A 23,909-nucleotide genomic window follows, 5' to 3' on the forward strand; every position below is an offset into this window, starting at 1 on the left:
AAATATCAAACAGAACCACGGGTTCCGACGCTTCATGCTCCGTGGGAAAGAAAAAGTAGCGATAGAATGGGGCTTACTTTCAATCGCACAAAACCTAAGAAAAAAAGCTGCCTAAAGGCCTTCTTTTCACTCGTTCTTAATCAATAATATTCGTTAGTTCGAAATCAACATCAAAAAACTACTTGAAATCGATTTATCCGCCGTAAAATAAAAAGACCGCATCATTTGATTTATGATACGGCCTCTTTTCGTGCACCTGCCAATTCTGGGCTTTTTGTTTCACCGCCCATTCTACTTCGTTACATCAACCCACTGCCCTTTGATTAAACTGTTTATCGAGCTGTTATACATCGCCTCGGAATAAACGGCAGGCAGGTAATAGTGCCCAGCATAAGCGGCATTCAGCATTACGTAGTAAGTAACCTCGCGGCCCTCCGGCAGGCTGAAATAAGTATTCACCCGGTCATCACGGATATCGCGGTAATCGGATGGGGATGATTTAAAGGCCTCATCGTTGTTCATCATCCGGCTGTTCAAAATTTCCCAGCCAGAAGGGAAGATCTGAGTTAGCGCTAAATTATCATACCGGCCGCGTTTGCCCGGATTTTTGATGTTTACCTGGGCCACAAAATCGGTACCCTGCCTTAATGATGATGGGTCTATCTGTTTACCGGATAAGGTAAAGTATCCTACGCGCATTTGCAACACCCTTGGGTCGATAAAGGTTTTTACATCAAGGCCCGATGACGGCTGTCCTTTTTGTATTAACCTTATATACAACCTGTTGCCGCCGTTGTTTTTAAGGCTCACTTTGCCGCCACCCGCAGCTAAAACGTTTTGCCAGATATACGATTGCGAGTTAACCGCACCACCCTGGAAGCTGAATGTCATTTTGCCCGATGATTTGTTTTGACCACAATATTGCGCAATAGCTATCAGCGAGTAGGCGGTTGTTTGTGTACTATACCAATCATCCTGGGATAGTTTTGCAGCTACCGTTCTTAACTGCGCCGCGGCGCGCGCCTGCTGGCCGAGTAAGGTTAATGTTTCCAATATCATGGCCTCATCCCTTAAGTCGGACCCATAGGTGCCAAACATGGTGTAATAAGGCTTAATAACGGTTGGTAAGCCCGCAATCATCCGTGAACCTATCTCGGGCTGCCCCGCCAGCTTGTAGGCTGCCGCAAGCCGCCATTTAGCTTCAATGCTGATGTATTTAAACTCGCGCAGGCGGTTCATGGCACCCAACTCGGGCGAACGGGCCAGGGCCAGCAGATACAGGCGGTAGGCCTGGTTCAGGTCGTCGCCGTAAAAACTGCGGCTATCCGGCGACCAGCTCAATGCCTTCTGTTTCTGGAATTTTTTCCATTGTTCCATAAAGCCCAGAGGCATACTATAGCCTTTGGCCTGCGCAGCCAGCATAAAGTGCCCCGCATAATTGGTTCCCCATTCATCGGCACTACCACCATCGGGCCAGTAGCTTAAACCTCCACCAGGAACCTGGAAGCCATTTAGCCTTGCTATGGTAGCCTTAATATTACGTTCAGATTCGGATTTTTGCCTTGGCGAAAGGTCGAGCAGCTGACCTAAATACAGTTGCGGGAATGCAGCCGACGTGGTTTGCTCTACGCAGCCATGAGGATAATCAATCAGGTAATCCAAACGTTTGTCCAAATTAAGGGGTGGGATAGATGCTATCTCCAGCGTATTTTTATTGGTGCCGCTGATGCCTACGGCTTGGTAAGCTATGTTCCAGGCTTCACCGGCTGCAAGCTCTTTCTCCAATATGTGGGTAACCGGCGGGTTAGGGTTGCGTACGTTTAGTTCAACGTCATAAGTCGCTGTTTCTGAACCACTTTTAGCTACTACTTTCACCTTGCCTATTCCCACAAAATCCTTAACGTTTAAATCGAAGGTTACCATCTGATCGCCGGTTTTGGCGAAGGTGAGGGTTTGGGTATTATTACCTTCCAGGTTACTGAAGGCGTTGCTTTGTACCGATACCGTAACCGTTTTAATGTTAGGCTCCATGGCGAAGACAGTAACCGGAAGCTGCACCTTTTCTGATGGCCCCAGTACACGCGGCAGCGTAGCCAATATCATCAATGGCTTTTTAACAACAACGGCCTTTTCGGCTATACCATAAGCACCATCGTGCCCGGCAACAACCATGGCTTTAACCGAGCCTACGTATTGCGGCAATTTAAAGCCCGTAGTTTGCTTTTCTCCCGCCCCGAGGTGGAACGGCCCCATGAATTTCACAACGGGCTTAAACCGGTTTACAGACACGTTCCTGTTATTGCCCAGGCTACCATCGCCACCTATGCTTAGTATCCGGTTAAGGCCGCCGCCATAGGCTCCAATTACATAATCAAACAAATCCCAGGTTTTAACGCCGAGCGCTTCCTTGGCATAAAATGTATTATGCGGATCGGGGAGTTTGTAACTTGTAATATCCAGCAGGCCTTCATCAACAATAGCAATGGTGTAGGTCATCTCCTTGCCGGTGGCTTCTGATACGGTAATGGCCGATTGCGTTTCGGGCCTGATCTTATCAGGCATAGTAATCACGGGCTTTAATATAGTAGCCGGGTTATTAACAGTAAGTGGTATCACCCCGTACATGCGGATAGGCAAATCATTTACGGTTTGCGAATGGTGCTGCAGCATGGTAACATTTACAAAAACATTGGGTGCCATATCCGGCTCAACCGTAAAGCTGTATTGGGTTTGGCCCTTTTTAGTATCAATCCAGGTGGTTTTTAAAATCTTGCTGCCATTTTCAAAGCTGATCAACGCCCGGCCATCTGCCGCGGTAGGGATGGTTAATGTAGCCTGTTCGCCAACGTTATAGGCTTGCTTATCTGATGTAAACGAAAGCATGGCTGCTTCGGTAGGGTTGCTTTGCTGTAATCTTTCCGACCAGTTTGGCCAGTCTACATAAATAATTTTACCGGTGCTATGGCCTGTCTGGTCATCTTTTACCTTAATCAGGTACCGGCCCCAGTCGGCTTTGGGTACACGCAGCGTCCATTTGCCACGGCCATTTGTCAACTGAATACTTTGGGTTTTAATCAGCTTGTTGTATTTACCCTGGGTAAAGTTGGTCATTTCATTGCCGGTTTCGTCCCACCACCAGCGCCATTGTATTTTATACAATTCCAGCTGCACGTTGCGGGTACCGGCAAGGGCGTTGCCGTTTACATCTACATCGGCAATATCAATCTGTTGGTCTTTATCGGTAACCAGCATTCCGGATAAAGCACTGCCTTCGGGTGTTTTAATACCTACATAACCGGGGTAAACGTTGTATGGCAAGCTAACCTGCTGAACGCTGAAGTTGCCTCCCGGTTCAAACACCTTTACCAAAAAATTGGCCCTCAGCTGCCCAGGGGCTTGTTTTTCAATATTGATATTGGCATCCACATCGGCATTCCCCTCTGCGCTCAGCTTGCCATCAAAAACAGTTTGCGTTTGCATGTTAAAGGCCAGCGTAGGATCGTCAAAAACATAATCCTTATAATTTTTAAACGTGGTTGTTTGTGCCGATAAAAAGGCATCAACCTTGGCCTTTAAATTTTGCGCCGCCCCGCCAAACAGCCAGCGGGCGGTTAACTTGCCGTTGGCATTATTGCCCTTGGTTAATTCTTCGGCACCGCCAAAGGTTAAGCCCAACTTTAAGCGGTTAGGCATAATGGTTTCAACCTTTATTTTCTTTTCAAACGTAGCGCCGCCAACTTTTACAGTAGCCGTCCAGTTACCGGTAGGTGATGAGGTTTCGGTAGCGGTATGGAAGCTGTAAAAGCCATCAACAGATTTGGTGTTTGTAATCCGTTTATACAATTTATCGTTGGGATCCTTTAGCTCAAACTCTACCGGGTGGTCGGCTGGCAGGGTTTTTAGCTTATCTTCCAGTATAAAGGTCATGAATATGCTGTCGCCCGGCCGCCAAACGCCACGCTCGCCATAAATAAAGCCTTTCAGCCCGCTTTGTACTTCGTCGCCGCCAACGTTAAAACGGGTAAGTGGAAGCGTATTGCCATCATCAAGTTTTAAATAGCCACGCTGGTTTCCTTTTTTGGCCACCAGCAAATAAGGCTTGCGCTTTAAGTCGAAACTTGCCAGGCCATCGCTGCCCGAGGTGGTTTTTAGCAACACTTGCTTTTGGTAATCCAGCAACTGTAGTTCAACACCCTGCATCGGACTGGCATTCATAATATCGGTAACCGCAATAAGCATATTGTTGTTGTTGCCCCGTTTTGCAATCAGCCCTATGTTTGATGCAATGATGTTACGGGTTGCCCAGCGGGTTTTGGTGTAGTAGGATGGGGTACAGGCATTATCCTTCTCCTGCCAGTTAAATCCTTCCGGATAATAACTATCGTATCTCGACCAAAAATCGTTATCCTCGTCGTTCACCTTGCCGGCATTATCGCTATAGCTGTAATCACCACCGCCATATTCGTCATCATCGCTGCCGCTTTTTTTAGCTGCGCCTGCTATACTGCAATTGTATAAGGAATATTCCTGCCTGAAACCGATGATAACCCGGTAAATTGCTCCCGGTTCGGTGCGAATCATCTGATCAAGATCAAGCATGAAACGGTTTTTCTTATTCAGGTTAAGTCCTTTATTGTTATCAAGCCTGATGGTTTTTTGTAAAATAGGCTTGCCTACCTGGCGCAATTCCTGGTTGCCGTTAAAATCATTGTTTTGAAAATATTGAGGAACATTACTCTCATATATTTTAATTACCGATACATCAACCGCTTTAAGGTTAACGGCCTCAAAAGGCATCATCAGCTTGCCCGAATCGGGGAGGATAACTCCCTTGCCCGGAATAGTTACGCCGGGCAGCCTATTCTCAAAAAACACGTTGGCCGTGTAGGTTTTGGTGATTTTTTTATGCGATATGTTTTCTACCCCTTCATTTACAAATACACTGTAATCGCCTTCAAGCCTTTCTGGAGCGTAAATTTTTACGGTACTGCCCTCGATGGCGTAGGCCGGATCGGTTACATTGTTAATGCCAATAAGGCCTGCCAACTCCTGCCCAACCATAATCGCATCTGAAAATTGCACCAGCACATATTGGTCATTATCCTGTACGGCACGAACGTTCAGCACTTTGAAGTCACCTATAGCAGGTACATCAAAATGCTGCTCGCCTTTTTTATCAACGTTGATACTGCTGCCGTCCCAATTAACAGTTAGCGCAGCAACTTCGCCCTTTTGCCGCTTTAAACCAGTTATTTTGAAGGTGTGGGTTTTTGCGGCTGTGTTGTGCTCCCAGCTGATCTTCACCGGCAGCATATAGTTTACAATAATTACTTTTTCAATAAGGGCAGGATCCTCGGTATCGGCCGTTTGTACCGATCCTTCCATCTTCATCTCGTCGGTAGATGTGCTGGTAGCGGTTTGCAGCCCGTTAAAAGCAACGTTAAAGTCGGGCTTAACCACCTGAAAGTTAAATTTAAACCTGTTAAACCTGGAAGGCACGTCAATCAGTTTGCCCAGTTTAAATTCGACATTGTAAGTTTTATCAGGATCGAGTTTTTTATCCGGCCGGAATTCAATGGTGCGCGAATCTGTCCAGTAAGCCTTGCCTTTTACCGACGGCGAAAAATCAAACAGGTTGTTATCAACCTCTTCGTTTTGTTGATGGGTAATTTGCACTGTACTGGCAAGGCGAATGGTAATGGGGCTTGCTTTTGAAATTACCCCGGTTGTGTACGACTCGATGTACTTGCTAAAGGCAGGATCGACCACATTTTTCTTTTGGCCATTAACAATAAGATAGGCAATAATAAGCAGCACTGCGAGCGCGGTACCGAATGTAATTAGGCTTTTACGTTTGCGGAACCTGGTATATCCGTTCTCCATGGAATAGGTTTATTTATTCCATGAATGTATAAAATTTATAACAACAAATAATTAATTGAGAAATATTTAAATGGAGAATAGTTGATTGAGTTGATTGAGTTGATTAGGTGAATGGTTGATTAGGTTAAGTGGTTAATTAGGTTGATTGGGGTTGATTGAGTAGTTTAAAGGAGAGAAAAAAAGCATTTAATTCAACTTAATTTATGACTAACTCAATCAACTTAATCCAACCTAATCAACTTAATCCAACCTAATCAACTCAATCTTACCTAATCAACCACTCACTTTGGCTGCTACAATATCATAACACCAGGCTTATTCAGTACCGGAAGTTTGATAAAATTCATCTCTACGATGCTCTCAGGCAGGAAAATGAACTTTTTATCGTAAATATTACCGCCGATGTAATAGCTTAGCCAATACTCATTATTCAGGCCGAAAGTTTGCTCGTCAATGGGTTCGATAAGTTTGTAGCCTTTGCTGTCAACCACTGGGATCATGTGGCGTAAAACGGAAGTTTTTACCTGCTCGCCGTTTTTTTCGCCGTACCCTTTAGAGGTGATCAGCACATTCTCGATAGGCTCATTTTTAAGGTTGATGAGGTACACGTACCAAATTTTGCTCTCCACACTTTCGCGCTCCAAGGCTACCGCTATGGCAATATCTTTAACGTTATTTTCGGGCAGGTCTTTGATCATTGCATTCTTTAGTGAGTGGTTGATTGGGTTGATTAAGTGAGTGGTTTGTTAGTTGGTGAGTGGTTGATTGAGTTGATTAGGTGAGTGGTTTGTTTTCAATAAATAACATTTACTTCAACCACTTACTTAATCAATATTTTCCAAACAATTGTTTCAATCCAACTACTCACCAAATCAACCATTCGCCAATAACCTATTTCTTCTTAGCCGGCGCTTTTTTCTTGGCTGGGGCTTTTTTGGCTGCGGGTTTTGCAGCTGCTACCGTTTTACCAAAGCGGCCTTTTTTGGTGTCCTTAGGCATGGCATCAGCCAGGGCCTTGCACTCTTCATAAGTTAAGATCAAGGGATCTTTATCCTTGGGTATCTTAACGTTAAGTTTGCCAAATTCAATATATGGCCCCCAGCGGCCGTTTAATACTTTTACTTCCGGGTCTTCGTCAAACGCTTTAATCAGTCTCTCGGCATCTTTTTTACGTTTGGCTTCTATAAGTTCTATCGCCTGGTCTACCGTTACATCCAAAGGATCGATATCTTTAGGTAACGATACAAATGCGCTGTTATGGCTAATGTACGGGCCGAAACGACCGATAGCCACTTTCATTACCTTACCTTCATATTCGCCAACAACTTTGGGCAGCTTAAATAATTCAAGGGCCTCATCAATAGTAATGGTTTCAATGCTTTGGCCGGTTCTTAAACTGGCGTATAACGGCTTTTCTTCGTTCTCCTCGGTTGCACTTTCGCCAACCTGTACAAAGGGGCCGTAGCGGCCAATACGTACCGAAATCTTTTTACCATTTTCAGGGTGCACACCCAATTCACGTTCACCGGTTGCTTTATCAGCCGTTTCAATAGTGCTTTGCACACCTTTATGGAAAGGGTTATAAAAATCGTGCAGCATGGCTGTCCAGTCTTTTAAACCCTGGGCTATCTCGTCAAATTGTTTTTCAACGCTGGCGGTAAAGTTAAAATCTACAATTTCTTTAAAGTATTGTACCAAAAAGTCGTTTACAACTGCGCCAATATCGGTAGGGAATAACTTGCCGCGCTCGGCGCCGGTATTCTCTGTTTTTTGTTCTTTAACAATCTGGCCATCTTTCAGCACCATCAGCCTGAAATTGCGCACTTTACCTTCGCGCTCTTCTTTAACCACGTAACCGCGGTTTTGGATGGTAGAGATGGTAGGGGCGTACGTAGATGGGCGACCGATACCCAACTCCTCTAACTTTTTCACCAGGCTGGCCTCAGTGTATCTTGCAGGCGGACGCGAGAAGCGTTCTGTTGCCGACATTTCCTGTAGCGCCAAACGCTGGCCACGGGTTAAAGGTGGCAACATTGCGTTTTCGCCATCCTGTTGCGGTTCATCCTCATCATCGCTTGATTCAAGGTAAACTTTCAGGAAACCATCAAACTTCATCACCTCGCCATTGGCTGTTAAATCCTCTTTACGGGTTGATATACTGATTTTTGCGGTGGTTTTCTCAAACTGCGCTTCACTCATTTGCGAGGCTATGGCCCGTTTCCAGATCAGTTCATACAGGCGTTTCTCGTTCGACTCGCCGGTTATAGTATGATTGTTGAAATAGGTTGGCCTGATAGCTTCGTGAGCTTCCTGCGCGCTTGCGTTTTTGGTTTTATATTTTCTTAGCTGATGGTATTTTTCTCCATAAGCCGATACGATTTCACTTTGAGCGGCATTTAACGCGGTATCTGATAAGTTTACCGAGTCGGTACGCATGTAGGTAATATACCCGGCCTCGTACAAGCGTTGTGCTACCTGCATGGTGCGCGCTACCGAGTAGCCCAGTTTCCTGCTGGCTTCCTGCTGTAAGGTTGATGTTGTGAACGGTGCAGCCGGTGAGCGTTTAGCCGGTTTGGTTTCCAGCGAGCGTACCTCAAAATCGGCACCGATACAATCCTGTAAAAATTTCTCGGCATCTTCTTGTTTGGCATAACGTTCGGCCAGTTCGGCTTTAAAAGCATCTTTGCCCTTGCCAAATATGGCTACTATTTTAAAAGCAGCTTCGGCAGTAAATTTATTTACTTCGCGCTCCCTGTCAACAATCAATCGTACTGCTACTGATTGTACACGGCCTGCAGAAAGCGATGGCTTAACCTTTTTCCACAAAACAGGCGAGAGTTCAAAACCCACCAACCTGTCCAATACACGGCGTGCCTGCTGTGCATTTACCAAATTGTAGTCAATTTTACGTGGCGTATCAATTGCCTTTAAAATGGCTGGTTTGGTTATTTCGTGAAAAACGATGCGTTTGGTGGTAGCATCTTTCAATCCTAAAGTATCAAATAAGTGCCATGATATGGCTTCTCCCTCGCGGTCCTCATCCGACGCCAGCCAAACCATTTCTGCTTCTTTAGCTAATTTCTTCAATTCGCTCACTACCTGTTTTTTATCGGCAGGCACCTCATATTTTTGAGCGAAGTTGTTACCTATATCTATCGCATCTTCAGACTTTACCAAATCGCGGATATGCCCGTAGCTCGACTTCACAATAAAGTCTTTCCCAAGGTAACCCTCGATGGTTTTGGCTTTCGCCGGAGATTCAACTATCAGTAAATTTTTGGCCATTTAAGCAGTTATTTTTTGCAAATAAAACATAAAGAAAGCGAAACGCCAATTAGTTTTGCTAAAAACGTTGGAATATTAGCTGTGAAGATTGTACGAATGCCTCAATTTTGAAAAGATGTGTTATTGTTTCGGGGGCGATTCTAAAGGCTGTTTTTGGGGCGTTTTGACCTTACTTTATACCCGGTTAAACACCGCCGGTTTTACACTATCTGACCCTCAAAATGAAACTACATTAAAAATCCGCCACCCAAAAGGTCATTGCCTTCATAAAAAACGGCCGATTGCCCTGGCGCGATACCAGATACATTATGGTGAAAATCAACCTTCATGTGCTCGCCCATTTGTACAATGCTACTGGTGGTACCGGCATCTTTATAACGGATTTTGGTGATAGCCTCGATAGGCTCGGTAATGCTGGCGTATTTTACCAGGTTTAGGTTTTTAACCCAGGCCTGTTTGCGTTCCAATTCATCGGCAGTGCCTAATACCACGGTATTGGTGTCAGGGTCGATACTGGTTACAAACATAGGTTGCCCCAACGCAATGCCTAATCCTTTACGCTGACCAATGGTATAAAAGGGATAACCCTGGTGTTTGCCCACTACGGTGCCGTTTGCAAGTACAAAGTTGCCGCCAGCAACACGTTCTTCCAAATTTTCAACCTTATGCCTTAAAAACGATCTGTAGTCGTTGTCGGGCACAAAGCAAATCTCGTAGCTTTCGCTTTTACCGGCAAGCTCAATCTGCCCCATATCCATAGCCATTTGCCTGATCTCGGGCTTCGAAAAACTACCTAACGGGAACTTGGTACGCGCCAGGTTTTTTTGAGATACTCCCCAAAGCACGTATGATTGATCTTTATTTTCGTCTTTACCTTTTGAAATTACATAGCGGCCATTATCCTGTAAACGGATATTGGCGTAATGCCCTGTAGCTATAAATTCGCAATCCAGTTTATCGGCGCGTTTTAATAAAGCTTCCCATTTAATGTGGGTATTGCATAACACGCAGGGATTAGGGGTTCGGCCGGCCAGGTATTCGTCAACAAAGTTATCAATTACAAAATCGCCAAACTCGTTGCGGATATCCAGGATATAATGCGGAAAGCCATAGCCAACGGCCAAAGCACGGGCATCATTAATGCTATCCAGGCTGCAGCAGCCGGTTTCTTTTGAGCTTCCGCCCGATGAGGCATAGTCCCAGGTTTTCATGGTGAGCCCGATAACTTCATAGCCCTGCTCATGCAGCATAACTGCTGCTACCGAACTATCAACGCCACCGCTCATTGCCACTAAAATCCTGCCATGCTTACTCATAATGGGCGCAAAGATACGCTTTTGTGTTTTATGTTGATATAGGGGTTAGGTCAGGGTACAGTAAATTGTTGCGAGTAGTCGAGTAGTCGGGAAGTCCGGAAAGTCCGAAAGTTAAGAAGGATGTAGGCTATATATCGGTTATTTGATTTTTTACATTGAGACTTTCTGACTTCCCGGACTTTCCGACTTCCGGACTAACGATAATGATAAAATATCCCCCTGTCAAACGGTGTCCACATGCAGGCGGTTTGGCCGCAGGCTTTAAGGGCGTTGTTGGCCCAGGTGTTGCAGGTGTAAAATATATTGTATTTGCGGTTGGCCTCGTAAAACGCGTCGCTGGTGCCGTAGTTGGCATTTGTTTTTATGTTGATGGCATTACCGGCACTGTCTCTTTTAAAGCTGCCGTTAACGAAGGCAATCAATCTTTTGTATTGCCCGTTGCTGATCATGATCTTTTTGCAATTGTTATTCTCCGGCATTGCCTGGTAGTAGGTTGCGTGAATGGCCGATGTGCTTAAAGCAAAGGCAGCCTTAAAAGCTGTACTAAACTTTAATTGCGACCAGGTAGGGGTGTTGAGGTAAAACCCCTTATCGCCCCAGCCCACAGCCAGGTATCTTGCCGTGGTATCGCGGCCGGTTGTGTTTTGATACGGTATTTCTTTGCTCCAATCTGTTACCTGGCTTTTTACGGGAACCACAATATCGGTATGATCGCCATTGGTAAGAATGTAGATGGCCACGTCGGCCGAAGTGCCGGATTCCTTTTTAACAGTCCATATCGAAAGTAAAAAAGCCGCCAACAGGAAGAGTGCGACAAATGCTACAATGCCCAATACGGTTCTTAAAATTATTTTCAGGATCTTTTTTATAATTATCATAATTGGCGATTGAGGTTTGGTTTAGTGTTAATACAATAAAAAGCACAAGGTAACCTTATGTTAACACTTATTCAGTTTCCCGAATCGCTATTTTGCAATCAATGTGCCCGATTTGTTATTGCGATATTCATAATTGCCCTTTTATTCTTATTAATTATTGATTAATTTATATTGATACTAAGAGTTTTATATATTTTATATAAAGCGTAAATTTATGTAAGTAGACGGGGRCTATTTTTAACGTGAAAATTACCCTCAACACAAAAGCCCATTGAATAAACAACAGGCTTTTGCTTTTTTGGTTAATGTGGGTGTATTAGCCGACACTCATCGGGCCAATTTAAGGTTACCCTTTTTTATTAAGCCATTGCTTAATACGCGAATTGAGCAGTATACCTGCAATGGTGCAGGCCACTAAAAGATATACGATAATGATGTGCTTTGGCATATTGGTTTGGTTTATAATCTGCGATAAATGTAACGGGGATGATACATTTATTGCAAGTGTTTATGAAAATAAACATTTAACCGGTTAAGAAAAAAAGTCAGATATCAGTGTGGGGGAAGGTTTAATAACGTGGCGTGGTTTAACCGGAGGATTTGACGTTTATTAATATAAAATTTACGTTTATGTTAAACGAATAAAAAAACGCGTAAAAAAAATATTTTTATAGCTAAAAACTGCCAATTTACCGTAGTGTTACACTAACACTATTTTAATGTTAAAACACATTTGTTGCTAATTTTTTAATGAATAAATGTGCAGTTGACGATTCTAAAAGTTTTATAACTATTTATTAAAATAAACGTAAAAATGAAAATACCTATTGTAACATTCGGATTACAATATAAATTTGCTTTACCCTAATTAATTTAAAATGATAAGCCAATTAACGTTAGAACAAAAGCTTCAAGGAGTGATCTTAATGATCATTTGCTTTATTGCCGTAGCGAACTATTTGATTAAGTGAGTGCCGACAGCAGAGAAGAGAAAAAATTAAGGTGCCTTCTTGAGGGCACCTTTTTTTGTGGAATGAACTTTTCCGATTGTTTCTTTTAACCATAAACCTTCGCAATAACGGCGTGCATGTGCACCGTTATTAAGGCTTAGGCGCACATTTGGGTAAATGATTTTAAGGATTCCTTGTTTGTCCGTTGCCTTTAACGATCCATTTGTAACTGGTAAGCTCCTGAAGTCCCATAGGGCCCCGTGCATGAAGCTTTTGTGTACTTATGCCAATCTCGGCACCTAAACCAAATTGCGCACCGTCTGTGAAAGCTGTGGATGCGTTGGCATAAACTGCTGCAGCATCAACATCATTTAAAAAAGTGGCAATGTTTTCGGCGTCCTCGGATATAATAGCCTCGCTGTGTTTAGAACTATTGACGGCAATATATTCAAGTGCCGCTTCAAAACTATCAACTGTTTTGATAGCCATCTTCATCGATAAAAATTCGGTTCCAAAATGCTCAGGCTGTGCTTTATGCAATAAAGCGCCGGGATAAGTGTTTTTTAGTTCCTCGTAAGCACGTTCATCAGCAAATAACTCAACTTCTTTTTCACCGAGTATATGACTTAACCTGGGCAGGTCACTTAACCTATTAGCATGAATAATCAGGCAATCAAGGGCATTACACACGCTCACCCTGCGCGTTTTGGCATTGGCAATAATCTCAGCACCTTTTTCCAGGTCGCCGGTTAAATCAAAGTAGGTATGAACAATACCGGCTCCGGTTTCAATAACCGGTACTTTACTATTATCCCTCACAAAATCAATAAGCGACTGGCTGCCGCGGGGTATCAGTACATCAACATAACCAACTGCATTTAGTAAAGCGGCTGTAGCCTCGCGTTCTGCAGGTAACAGGGTTACCACATGGGTATCTATGTGGTGATTATTTAATACTTGATGAATTACACCGATAATAGCCCGGTTAGAATAGTCGGCATCGCTGCCGCCTTTTAAAATACTGATGTTACCTGTTTTAAAACACAGCGCGAATACATCAAAAGTAACATTAGGCCTGGCTTCATAAATTACGCCAACAACACCTAATGGTACGCGCACCTTTGAAATTGATAGGCCATTGGGCATCTGCGCTTCTGAAAGTTGCTTGCCTAAGGGGCTATCCAATTTTGCAACACTGATCATATCGGCAGCAATAGCTTCAATACGGGCTGCTGTCAGTTTCAACCTGTCGTATTTAGGATCCGCAGGATCCATCAGGTCAAGGTCTTTCTGATTTTCGGCCAGTATAAGGTCTGTTTGGGCAACAGCTTCGGCAGCCACGTCCAATAAAACCTGGTTAATAAGAGCAGGGGCGAGGGTAGGCTTGCGGCCTGCAGCCCGGGCATCATCAAAATATTTATTATAACTCATTGTTAACCTTGTAAGTAAAGATAATCGTAATGCACCAAAGGCTTTTGGTTTTTTTGCCCGATGCGCTCTTTAGCCTTGTCCGATCCGTATTCGGCAATACCCAGGCCTATCAGCTTTTGGCTTTCATCCATCAGCTTAATTATATCGCCTTTTTTAAAGTCGGTTAATACCTCAGCTATTCCAACGGGTAACAAGCTTGTAGCTTTGTTGGATACAAGTGCAGCTTTAGCGCCAGCGTTAACCAACACGGCCCCCGTGGCCGATTTTTCGGAATGGGCTAACCATTTCTTTTTGCCAGAAGCTGTTTTATTGGGAATAAACCGGGTATGGGTAACTCTATTCTCCAATACATCTGTCAGAATATTATCCCGCTTGCCATTAGCTATGTGCACAGCGATGCCCAGCTGTGCCGTTTTTTGCGACATCGTTGATTTGGTGATCATCCCCCCGCGGCCAAACTGCGATTTGCCCGATGAAACAAACGCTGCAAAATCAACTACCGAACCGGCCACCTCTTCAATTACAGCCGAGCCCGGCGCTTTAGGGTCACCGTTATAAATACCATCAACATTGGTTAACACAATTAGAGCCTGCGCGTTTAGCATAGATGCAATTAATCCGGCCAGTTCATCATTATCGGTAAACATCAGTTCGGTAACCGATACCACATCGTTTTCGTTAACTACCGGTATCACCTGGTGTTGCAGCAGCAGATCAAGGCAGTTTTTCATGTTTAAATAATGCATTCTGTCCCTGAAATCCTCTTTGGTAACCAGTACCTGCGAGCAAAGAATATCAAAACGTTCAAACAGCTGCGAATAAGTATTGATAAGCTTTACCTGCCCGATAGAGGCTAAAAGCTGCCTTGCCGCAATGGCATCGTATTTTTCGGATATGGTGATCAAGCTTCGGCCCGAAGCAACCGCGCCGGATGATACCAGGATCACTTCTTTTCCTTGCTTTTTGATAGCGGCTATCTGGCCAACCAAATGTTCGATACGCTGCAGGTCGGGCAGGCCGTTTTCCTGGGTAAAAACATTGGAGCCGATTTTGATGATGATGCGCTGATAATTGAAAGACATTATGAACTAGTACGTGTTGAGCCGCCAATATTACGAAATTGAGAGGGAAGAGGGCGGGATTATTTGAAAATAAATCCACTAAAATGGTAGATATTCTCGAAAAATATGAATTGAGTCTTGACACCGACGAAAAAATTTCTATTTTTGTCGACTAATCCAATAGACTATGTATAATATTTACACTCTTATTACTTCGGCTCATTCAAAAACGCAGTTAAATGTTATGTGTTGCTGTTGATAGTTACAATACTCATACTATCTACATCCTTAAAACACAAACAGATATTTAATTATACCAATCCTTTTCATGAAAACAATCATAAATTCATTTAGGCTTATAGCACTTTTTGTACTTTTTGTCCCGGCGATAAGCCATGCTCAACTTAATGGCTCTTATATTATTAGCGGTTTTGTAAAAGACGACCACGGCCAACCGTTAGTAGGTACTACTGTGAGCATAAAAGGCACTACCAACAGCACAGCATCCGATAGTACCGGCAAATTCTCATTAACCACCAGCGCAAAATTACCCTATACCCTGGTTTTCACCGCAGTGGGTTTCCAGCCGCAGGAATTTTTTATTAAAAATACCAACAGTGCCCTGAACATCCAGCTTAGCAGCCAATCGTTACTGATTAACGAGGTGGTGGTAACGGCGTCGCGTAAAGAAGAGAAGCTTTTACGTTCGCCGGTTGCTATCGAAAAACTGAGTATTAACGCACTTAAGCAATCGCCTGGCCCAAGCTTTTACGATGCTTTGGAAAACGTAAAGGGCGTACAGATGACTACCACCAGTTTAACCCTTAAAGTGCCAAACACACGTGGTTTCAATAGCCCAAATAACTTTAGGTTTATGCAACTGGTTGATGGCGTTGATATGCAATCGGCAACTTTAGGTGTACCACTGGGCAACGCTATTGGCCCAACCGAGCTGGATATTGCCAGTATAGAAATTACCCCGGGCGCGGCAGCAGCCCTTTATGGCACAAACGCCATTAACGGTTTATCAAACTTAATAACCAAAGATCCTTTTAAATACCAGGGCTTAAGCGTTTATCACCGCGAAGGTGTGAACCACGTAGGCAACGACAGGTTAGGTGCAAGCGCACTTAACGAAACCGCGTTGCGCTATGCAAAAGCATTCAATGATAAGTTTGCCGTTAAAGTAAACTTTAGCTATATGCAAGGTAAAGACTGGCAGTCTGATACCCGTAAAGATCAAAATCCGTACAACTTGAAAACCGCAAATCCCGGCTTTCCACCTTTAACAGGTACCAGCAATGCTGCTTATGACGGCTGGAACAAATATGGAGATGATGCTCTTGCCGGAAGTAACACCGTTGTTGTAAAAGGCCTTACGGTAGATGGTAAAGCCATGCCTGGGCTTACTGTTGCCCGCACAGGATACAACGAGGTTGATTTGGTTGATCCGAAAGTTACCAACCTGAAACTGGATGGTACATTATCATATAAATTAACGCCTAACACTATTCTATCTTACACCTACCGTTACGGCAGGCTCGACGGTGTGTTTCAGCGTGGAAACAAAATATCGTTACAGGGAGCAACAGTTCAAAACCATAAAGTTGAATTAAAAGGGAAAGAGTTTTTGGTTCGCGCTTATGAATCGATAGAAAATACCGGTAACTCATTCAACGTAAAACCGCTGGCAGATAACCTGGATTTGAACCATGCCAGTAACTCGGCCTGGGGTACCACGTTTAAAAACGCGTTAAACGCCTACGGATCTGCAAACGGAGGCCTAACATCTTCAAACCTGGCCGCCGCCGAGCAGGCCGCAAGAGCTGCAGCAGATAAGGGCAGGGTAGAACCCGGCACACCCGAATTTGACGCTTTAAGAAAAACCATTATCGGCATCAATAACTGGGATATTAAATCAAGCCTGATACCAAACGCGCCTGTAACCGGTGGTGCGGCACTGGTGCAAAAAAGCCATATGTATAATGCGGAAGCCCAATGGGATTTAACAAACCGCGTTAAGGTGGTTGATCTGTTGGTTGGCGGTGATGTGCGCGTTTATGCCATTACCCCGGATGGTAACAACTTTGTTGATTTTAGCCGCCCTATTGCCGATAGGAACACGCCTTTGGCCGACGGTAGCTTTGGTAAAGATGTGATTTACAAAAAATACGGTGCATTTACACAAGTAACCAAAACGTTCTTCGACGAAAAGCTGAAATTATTCGGATCGGTTAGATGGGATTATAACCCTTATTTCGACCCTAAATTTACACCTCGTTTAGCAGCAGTGTATACCCTGAATGAGAACCATAATTTCAGGTTCACGTTCCAGAATGGTTACCGCTTCCCTTCATTATTTGAAGCGTTGTCATATGTAAACAACGGCCGTGTTAAACGTGTAGGCAGTTTGCCATTTATTAACGATGGTTTAGGTTATTTGGGCAATAGTTATACGCAAACTTCGGTAGCTAATTTTAACTCGGTTGTTAATGCCGGCGGCGGTACCGACCAGGTTGCCCTAGCCAACCGGAACCTGTTGAAAGTGGCCGATTTGCCACCTGCACGCCCGGAGCAGATTACTTCATATGAAGTAGGCTACAAAGGAATTGTATTAGATAATAAAGTGTTTATTGATATTGATGCCTACACCAACCGTTACGACGGATTTTTGGGCCAGGTTCAGGTATTTGTACCGAATGGCACCACCGTAGGTACAGACGCTTCTGTATTAGCTATGCTTGATGTAAACCGCGACCCAACTACCGGTACCTCAAGCAATGCTGCCAGCCAGGGGCAAAGCAGGTACCGCGTTTACACCAATGCTAAAAACATTTACCATAACTATGGTTCATCGGCAGGTATCAGCTATAACTTCTATAAAAGATATACCTTATCGGGTAACGTGAGCTTTAATAAACTGAAAGCTCAAACCACATCTGATATTTTTGTTACCGGTTTCAATACACCAGAATGGTCAGGCAACGTATCGTTTGGTAACCGCGAAGTGGCCAAAAATGTAGGCTTTAACATCGTTTACAAATGGCAGGAATCATTCCTGTGGGAAAGCCCGCTAGTAACAGGCAAGGTGCCTGCAATTGGCACATTTGACGCCCAGGTTACTTATCGTGTTCCGGCTTACTATGCTACATTTAAAGTTGGCGCAACGGATATTTTTAACAAACGTTATTATCAGTACGCAGGCGGCCCAACTATCGGAGGCTTATATTATGTATCGGTTACGCTTGATGGATTGCTTGCCGGTAAATAAGCAACAATTTTTAATATAATAAGCAAAAAGCGGATGAGGGCAACCCCATCCGCTTTTTGCTTTAAAACATGTTCGCAAAAATCAATCGGCTATCACCTTTACTTCAATATTACCCCTTGTTGCTTTGGAGTACGGGCAACCCTTATGTGCAGCATCAGCCAGTTTTTGGGCCACATCCCAGTCAATGCCCGGAATATGGACATGAAGTTCGGCAGATAGCGCGTACGATGATGCACCTTCCTTATTAAAGGTTATATGCACATCAACCGTAGCCTGTGTAACGTTTACGCCATCTCTGATACCTACCGAACCAAGCGCGCCCAGGTAACAAGCACCCCATGCACCGGCAAACAATAGTTCGGGGTTGGGATAACCATCTTCGCCTCCCATAGCCGCGGGAGCTTTTAGCTCCATATCGATTACGCCGTCTTCAGATTTTATATGGCCGTCGCGGCCGCCTTTTGCTGTTACTACAGCGGTATATACTTTTTCCATGATTCAAAACTCTTTTTAAGAGCAACGGAGAACAGGTTGTTATGTTTGGAGAAAATGAGATTTGTCTGAACCTGGACTTGGCAGATTTATTAAATTTCTCGGATTTTTTTAAAAAACTTGCCGGTAAAATCTCTGTAATCCGCTTTATCCAGGTTCAGAAAATAAATTCCAAATTAATTCAAATTGCTAAATTTATTAGTATTTTTGAATTGATATGAATGTAGAAAGGATAACAGAGAAGTTGAATATTTTGGCTGATGCCGCTAAATATGATGTGTCATGCGCCTCAAGCGGCAGTAAGCGTAAAAATGAAAACAAAGGACTTGGCAATGCCAGCAACGGTATTTGCCATAGTTATACAGAGGATGGGCGATGTGTTTCCTTACTTAAAATACTGCTTACCAATCACTGCATTTTTGACTGCGCGTATTGCGTATCACGCAAAAACAACGATATCAAACGGGCAGCATTTACGGTTCAGGAAGTTGTTGACCTTACTATTAATTTTTACCGGCGAAATTATATCGAGGGCCTGTTTTTAAGTTCGGGTATTTTTAAAGATGCCGATTATACCATGGAACGTTTGGTGAGGGTAGCTAAAAAGCTTCGCACCGAATGTAATTTTAACGGGTACATACACTTAAAATCCATCCCCGGCGCAAGTGACGAGCTGATGCGCGAAGCTGGTTTGTATGCCGATAGATTGAGTGTAAACCTGGAAATGCCTACAGAAGCCGGGCTAAAATTATTAGCTCCCGAAAAAAACAGGCAGGATATGATAAATCCAATGAACTTCCTGAAAAATGAAATTATCCTGCGGACCGAAGAAAAGAAGCTTTTTAAAAAAGCGCCCCTGTTTGCGCCGGCCGGGCAAAGTACCCAGGTAATTATCGGCGCCACCCCCGAAAGTGATCAACAGGTGTTGCAATCGGCCAGTTATTTTTATAAAAATTTCCACCTGAAGCGTGTTTATTATTCGGGTTATGTGCCTGTTTTGGCCGATAAGCGTTTACCAGCCCTGAATACATCGGTACCAATGGTACGCGAGAACCGCCTTTACCAGGCCGACTGGCTGATGCGTTTTTACGGTTTTCATGTTAATGAAATAGTAAACACTCAAAATCCCCTGCTCGATCTGGATATCGACCCCAAATTAAGTTGGGCTATCCGTAATATGCAGGCTTTTCCTATCGATATTAATAAAGCCGATGTGCAAATGATTTTACGTGTGCCGGGTATCGGCTTACTATCTGCGCAGAAAATAGTAAGCGCGCGCAAGTTTGCTAAATTAAGCTGGGAGCAGTTAAAAAAGATAGGGGTAGCCCTTAACCGTGCCCGTTACTTTATTATTTGTAAAAGTAATGAGTTTGAACGCCGGGACTTAACCGGTAACAACATCAAACAATTTATCCTGGCCGAATCGCAAAGCAAATACATTAAAAACACGCAAACCCAACTTAACCTGTTTTGACGATGTATACACTTGTTTACGATGGAACATTTGAAGGTTTACTTACCGCCGTATTTGAAATATATGACCGCAAACTGTTTCACGTAAAGCTGATAAAGGCGGAGTGGCGCAGCAGTGCCATGTTTGAAGAAGTGTTACAGGTAATAACAGACGAGCGCCGCGCCAACAGGGTACTGAAGGGGCTAAGAAAAAAACTCTCGGCCGCGGGTATTCAACGCCTGTACATTGCCCATATGGCCGAAATGGAAAATGAAGAAAGTGCCCTTGTTGGATTTATTCGGTATGTTTTTGATACTGATGTAAACGTTGAAGAAGATTACGGCAATAAATACGTGATGCGCCTATCAGAGATTTTGAAGATGGTAAGGCGGGAAAAGCATAGGATGGAAGCGTTTATCCGTTTCCGGAAACTTAAGGACGAAACGTATTATGCTGCCGTTGAGCCGGACTTTAATGTACTTCCCTTACTTATCAGGCATTTTAAAAACCGGTATACCGATCAAAAATGGATCATTTATGATATTAAACGCAAGTACGGCATTCATTATGATCTGCATGATACCCGCTATATCACGCTTGACTTTTCGGAAGTTAATAAACCTACCGATGTAGTAACTGTTTTTACCGAAGATGAGCAGGTTTACCAGCAACTTTGGAAGAGCTATTTTACCAGCGTAAATATTGTAGCCAGGAAGAATACAAAGCTCCATTTAAGACATATTCCTAAAAGATATTGGCGGCATTTAACTGAAAAAATTTAGTGTGTTGATGATTTTACGCTTTTTGTAAGTGTGGCAAAAAGGCCTTTTCGCCTATTTTTGTTGATAAGGTTTATGTTGATAACCTGAAGGTTAAATCGGATTTAATTACTTAAATCATTATTAATAAGCTATTTATAATTGTTTGTTTATTAACAATGATTGTTAATAACGTGTATATAACAAATTTATTTTTTGCTTGACAAAGGTGCCTTTTAATCCCTATATTGTAATCATCAAGAACGACGTACTTTGACAACCTTTCAGGAAAACAGAAATTGAATCGGGCGAATCTTCGGAGGAGCTAAAGATCAAAAGAAGTTCACTGAGTTACATGAAAAAATGAAAATTACGAAAGTCTTTGAAAAAAGATTGTGATTAAAGGAGGTACCAGGAACGATGCGGAGCTTTACGGAGAGCCAAAACAGAACTGGGGGTATTGCGGTAGTCGGTAGTTCGCAAGAACGACAGACGAAGGCATATCGGTTAAGGATACACAAAACTTGATGCCACTGGGAAACTACGGTTGAACAGGGGTTTGGAAACGGGAGTTCAAATCGCAAGAGGAGGCTCCCGTTTTCGCTTTTATAAGGTTTTTTTATGTTCAGAATGTTTTTCGTTTTGAACAAAGGTTAAAAAACCTAATTTAGTGGGATATGAATAAGGACGGCCAGCGTAACCAGAAGAAGATATTCGTTTTAGATACCTCCGTGATCCTGTATGATCACAACGCCTTTCAAAATTTCCAGGAGCATGATGTTGCCATACCCATACAGGTATTGGAAGAGCTGGATAATAAAAAGAACGGCAACGATACCCGAAACTTTGAGGCCCGGAGTTTCATCCGCCTGATGGATGACCTGTCGAAAAACAACCTGGTAAACGAGTGGATTCCGCTAAACGGGAAAAGTAAAGGCAGTTTTAAAGTAGCCATGGATGTAAAAACTACAACTGCCGATGCGGAAGAAGTTTTTGGATCGGACAAGATAGACCATCGCATATTGAACGTTGCCTTAGGTCTGCAGGAAGAATACCCCGCAAAAAAAGTGGTGCTGGTATCAAAAGATATCTGCCTCAGGCTTAAAGCCAAATCGCTTAACCTGCATGCTGAAGACTACGAAACCGGTAAAATAAAAAACCTTGCCGAGCTGTACACCGGCAAAACGGATGTAGATAAGGTTACCGAAAAACTAATTTCCCAGTTCAACAAGCAGGAAAACCTGCCCGCCGAAAGCCTAAGTGTACCACAGTATACCAACAATCACTTTTATATATTAAAAGGCAAAAAAAGCGATGTATCTGGTTTTTATAATGCAGCAACGCAACAACTGGAAAAAGTTACTGAGCAACCTGTATTTAATATATCGCCCCGAAACATCGAGCAGGCTTTTGCTATACATGCTTTGCTACATCCCGATATTAAACTGGTAACTATACAGGGTAATGCAGGCACCGGCAAAACCTTGCTGGCGCTGGCCAGTGCACTGGAGCAGCGTAAATATTACCGCCAAATTTTTGTTACCCGCCCTATAGTACCGCTAAGCAATAAAGATATTGGTTTTTTACCGGGAGATATCAAATCCAAGATAGATCCCTATATGGCCCCCATTTGGGACAACCTTAAATTCATCAAAGATCAGTTTGCCGACGACGATAAAATGCAGGCTAAAATTGATGAGTTGGTAAGCAACGATAAAATATCCATTGCGCCGTTGGCTTTTATCCGCGGCCGTACGCTCAGTAAAATCTTCTTTATTGTCGACGAAGCCCAAAACCTTACCCCGCACGAGGTGAAAACCATTATATCCCGCGCAGGCGAAAACAGCAAGTTTGTTTTTACAGGCGATATTTACCAGATTGATACACCTTACCTTGATGCCGAGAGTAATGGCTTATCGTACCTGATTGATAAAGCTAAAGGGCACCCGCTTTACGCGCACATCACCTTGCAAAAAGGGGAGCGGAGCGAATTGGCGAATTTGGCCACAGAGTTGCTATAAACACAATTTCGGGATTTGAACACCATTTAATGATTTAACAGGATTTTAAAAAAAGGCACCTTTAATATAGTGCTTTTACTTGTGTAAAAATTATTAAACTTATTGTGCCTGTTGGGTGTATACTTTATTGAAGCTAATCCTGTAAATCTTGTTAAATCCTTAAATCGTGTTAATTGTGTATGAAGATTTCTAAATACCTCCATTCCTGCCTTGTATTTGAATTGGATGATTATAAGTTATTATTTGATCCAGGTAAATTCTCGTTTGCCGAGGGCGATGTTACCACACAAATGTTTGCGGATGTAAAAGCCATTGTGATAACGCATATCCACCCCGATCATTACGACCTGGAAATTTTGAAGAGTATCCTGGATTTGAGCGGCGCCATAGTGATTACCAACAGCCAGGTAGGGCGGGAGCTGGATAAAGCCGGCATAGTTTACACCATATTTGAAGAAGGCAAACAAAATTTTGGCCCCTTTATTTTAAAAGCTATCCCGGTTACACATGAGTTAATTATGGACAATCCCTTGCCCCAGATGACCGGGTTTATCATTAACGACAAAGTACTGCACCCTGTTGACTCCATGGAAGATAAGCTTTTGGAATATAAAGGAATTGAGTTGCTGCTTATGGTAACCATGGCGCCTTTTGCCAATGAAGTACGAATTTCGGGCTTTGCCGATAAACTACAGCCAAAACAAATATTGCCGGTTCATGATGGTTATGCTAAAGAGTTTTTCATAAAACAACGCTATGACGCATATGCAAAACATTTTGATAAACTTGGTATCAAATTTCACGAAATTTACAGGGTAGGTGATGGTATAACTATCGATTAATTGGTATTCACGAAACTACGGATCAAGCGGAATTCTTGTGGGGGAATAAAAAAAGTATTTGTTTTGCGACAGGAATAACAAATACGAATACCCTTGTCAGCAGCATACGAAACCCTTGTCCGTTTAATCTTACCTGAAGGTCTTTTAGAATATTTTGAACTTATGGATGTTCGCTCATCTGAGAGCGGGCAATTGAACATTTACCTGGAAGAAAAGAACCTTGCTCCATTAGGATATGAGAAGCCACAACTGGAATCCAAGGGCTTCT

Annotated in this window: 14 protein-coding genes; 6 read left to right on the forward strand and 8 right to left on the reverse strand. The window is 43.3% G+C overall.

Annotated features, from left to right (window positions below):
• Window positions 1-115: transposase (locus tag AC1DV1_RS28905; RefSeq protein WP_477361339.1), on the forward strand; the 115-nt coding region annotated here is incomplete at its 5' end.
• A 176-nt stretch (window positions 116-291) separates the two neighbouring features.
• Here AC1DV1_RS28905 and AC1DV1_RS28910 read toward each other — a convergent pair.
• The 7 genes from AC1DV1_RS28910 to proB all read right to left on the reverse strand — a co-directional run bounded on the left by AC1DV1_RS28910 (window position 292) and on the right by proB (window position 14,825).
• Window positions 292-5,883, reverse strand: coding sequence for an alpha-2-macroglobulin family protein (locus AC1DV1_RS28910; RefSeq protein WP_477367400.1), 5,592 nt, complete (start codon window positions 5,881-5,883; stop codon window positions 292-294).
• A gap of 293 nt (window positions 5,884-6,176) precedes the next feature.
• Window positions 6,177-6,581, reverse strand: a complete 405-nt coding sequence (locus AC1DV1_RS28915) for a hypothetical protein (RefSeq protein ID WP_274213291.1) — start codon at window positions 6,579-6,581, stop codon at window positions 6,177-6,179.
• Between the two features lie 193 nt (window positions 6,582-6,774).
• On the reverse strand, window positions 6,775-9,168 hold the full coding sequence (topA, locus tag AC1DV1_RS28920) for a type I DNA topoisomerase (protein ID WP_477367403.1): 2,394 nt from the start codon (window positions 9,166-9,168) through the stop codon (window positions 6,775-6,777).
• A gap of 227 nt (window positions 9,169-9,395) precedes the next feature.
• Complete coding sequence (gene mnmA / locus AC1DV1_RS28925; RefSeq protein ID WP_477367406.1) at window positions 9,396-10,484, reverse strand: tRNA 2-thiouridine(34) synthase MnmA; 1,089 nt, start codon at window positions 10,482-10,484, stop codon at window positions 9,396-9,398.
• Window positions 10,485-10,678: 194 nt separating this feature from the next.
• Window positions 10,679-11,362 carry a TIGR02117 family protein gene (locus AC1DV1_RS28930; RefSeq protein ID WP_477367409.1) on the reverse strand — a complete coding sequence of 228 codons (684 nt, stop codon included), beginning with the start codon at window positions 11,360-11,362 and terminating at the stop codon, window positions 10,679-10,681.
• 1,133 nt (window positions 11,363-12,495) lie between these two features.
• Window positions 12,496-13,743 carry a glutamate-5-semialdehyde dehydrogenase gene (locus tag AC1DV1_RS28935; protein WP_477367412.1) on the reverse strand — a complete coding sequence of 416 codons (1,248 nt, stop codon included), beginning with the start codon at window positions 13,741-13,743 and terminating at the stop codon, window positions 12,496-12,498.
• Between the two features lie 2 nt (window positions 13,744-13,745).
• Complete coding sequence (proB, locus tag AC1DV1_RS28940) at window positions 13,746-14,825, reverse strand: glutamate 5-kinase (protein WP_477367416.1); 1,080 nt, start codon at window positions 14,823-14,825, stop codon at window positions 13,746-13,748.
• Between the two features lie 307 nt (window positions 14,826-15,132).
• Between proB and AC1DV1_RS28945 the strand changes: the two genes are divergently transcribed.
• On the forward strand, window positions 15,133-18,075 hold the full coding sequence (locus AC1DV1_RS28945) for a TonB-dependent receptor (RefSeq protein ID WP_477367420.1): 2,943 nt from the start codon (window positions 15,133-15,135) through the stop codon (window positions 18,073-18,075).
• 81 nt (window positions 18,076-18,156) lie between these two features.
• Here the strand turns inward: AC1DV1_RS28945 and AC1DV1_RS28950 are convergent, their stop codons facing one another.
• Entirely contained in the window at window positions 18,157-18,570 is a 414-nt protein-coding gene (locus tag AC1DV1_RS28950; RefSeq protein WP_477367424.1) for an Ohr family peroxiredoxin, read from the reverse strand.
• A 214-nt stretch (window positions 18,571-18,784) separates the two neighbouring features.
• Between AC1DV1_RS28950 and AC1DV1_RS28955 the strand changes: the two genes are divergently transcribed.
• The 4 genes from AC1DV1_RS28955 to AC1DV1_RS28970 all read left to right on the forward strand — a co-directional run bounded on the left by AC1DV1_RS28955 (window position 18,785) and on the right by AC1DV1_RS28970 (window position 23,641).
• The gene (locus tag AC1DV1_RS28955) at window positions 18,785-20,041 is read left to right on the forward strand and encodes a putative DNA modification/repair radical SAM protein (RefSeq protein WP_477367427.1); all 1,257 of its coding nucleotides are present in this window, start codon (window positions 18,785-18,787) and stop codon (window positions 20,039-20,041) included.
• Between the two features lie 2 nt (window positions 20,042-20,043).
• Complete coding sequence (locus AC1DV1_RS28960; RefSeq protein ID WP_477367430.1) at window positions 20,044-20,802, forward strand: TIGR03915 family putative DNA repair protein; 759 nt, start codon at window positions 20,044-20,046, stop codon at window positions 20,800-20,802.
• A 653-nt stretch (window positions 20,803-21,455) separates the two neighbouring features.
• Entirely contained in the window at window positions 21,456-22,799 is a 1,344-nt protein-coding gene (locus tag AC1DV1_RS28965; RefSeq protein ID WP_477367433.1) for a PhoH family protein, read from the forward strand.
• 179 nt (window positions 22,800-22,978) lie between these two features.
• On the forward strand, window positions 22,979-23,641 hold the full coding sequence (locus tag AC1DV1_RS28970; protein ID WP_477367436.1) for an MBL fold metallo-hydrolase: 663 nt from the start codon (window positions 22,979-22,981) through the stop codon (window positions 23,639-23,641).
• Window positions 23,642-23,909: the final 268 nt, after the last annotated feature.

The sequence above is a fragment of the Mucilaginibacter sp. P4_D1 genome (assembly GCF_056401935.1).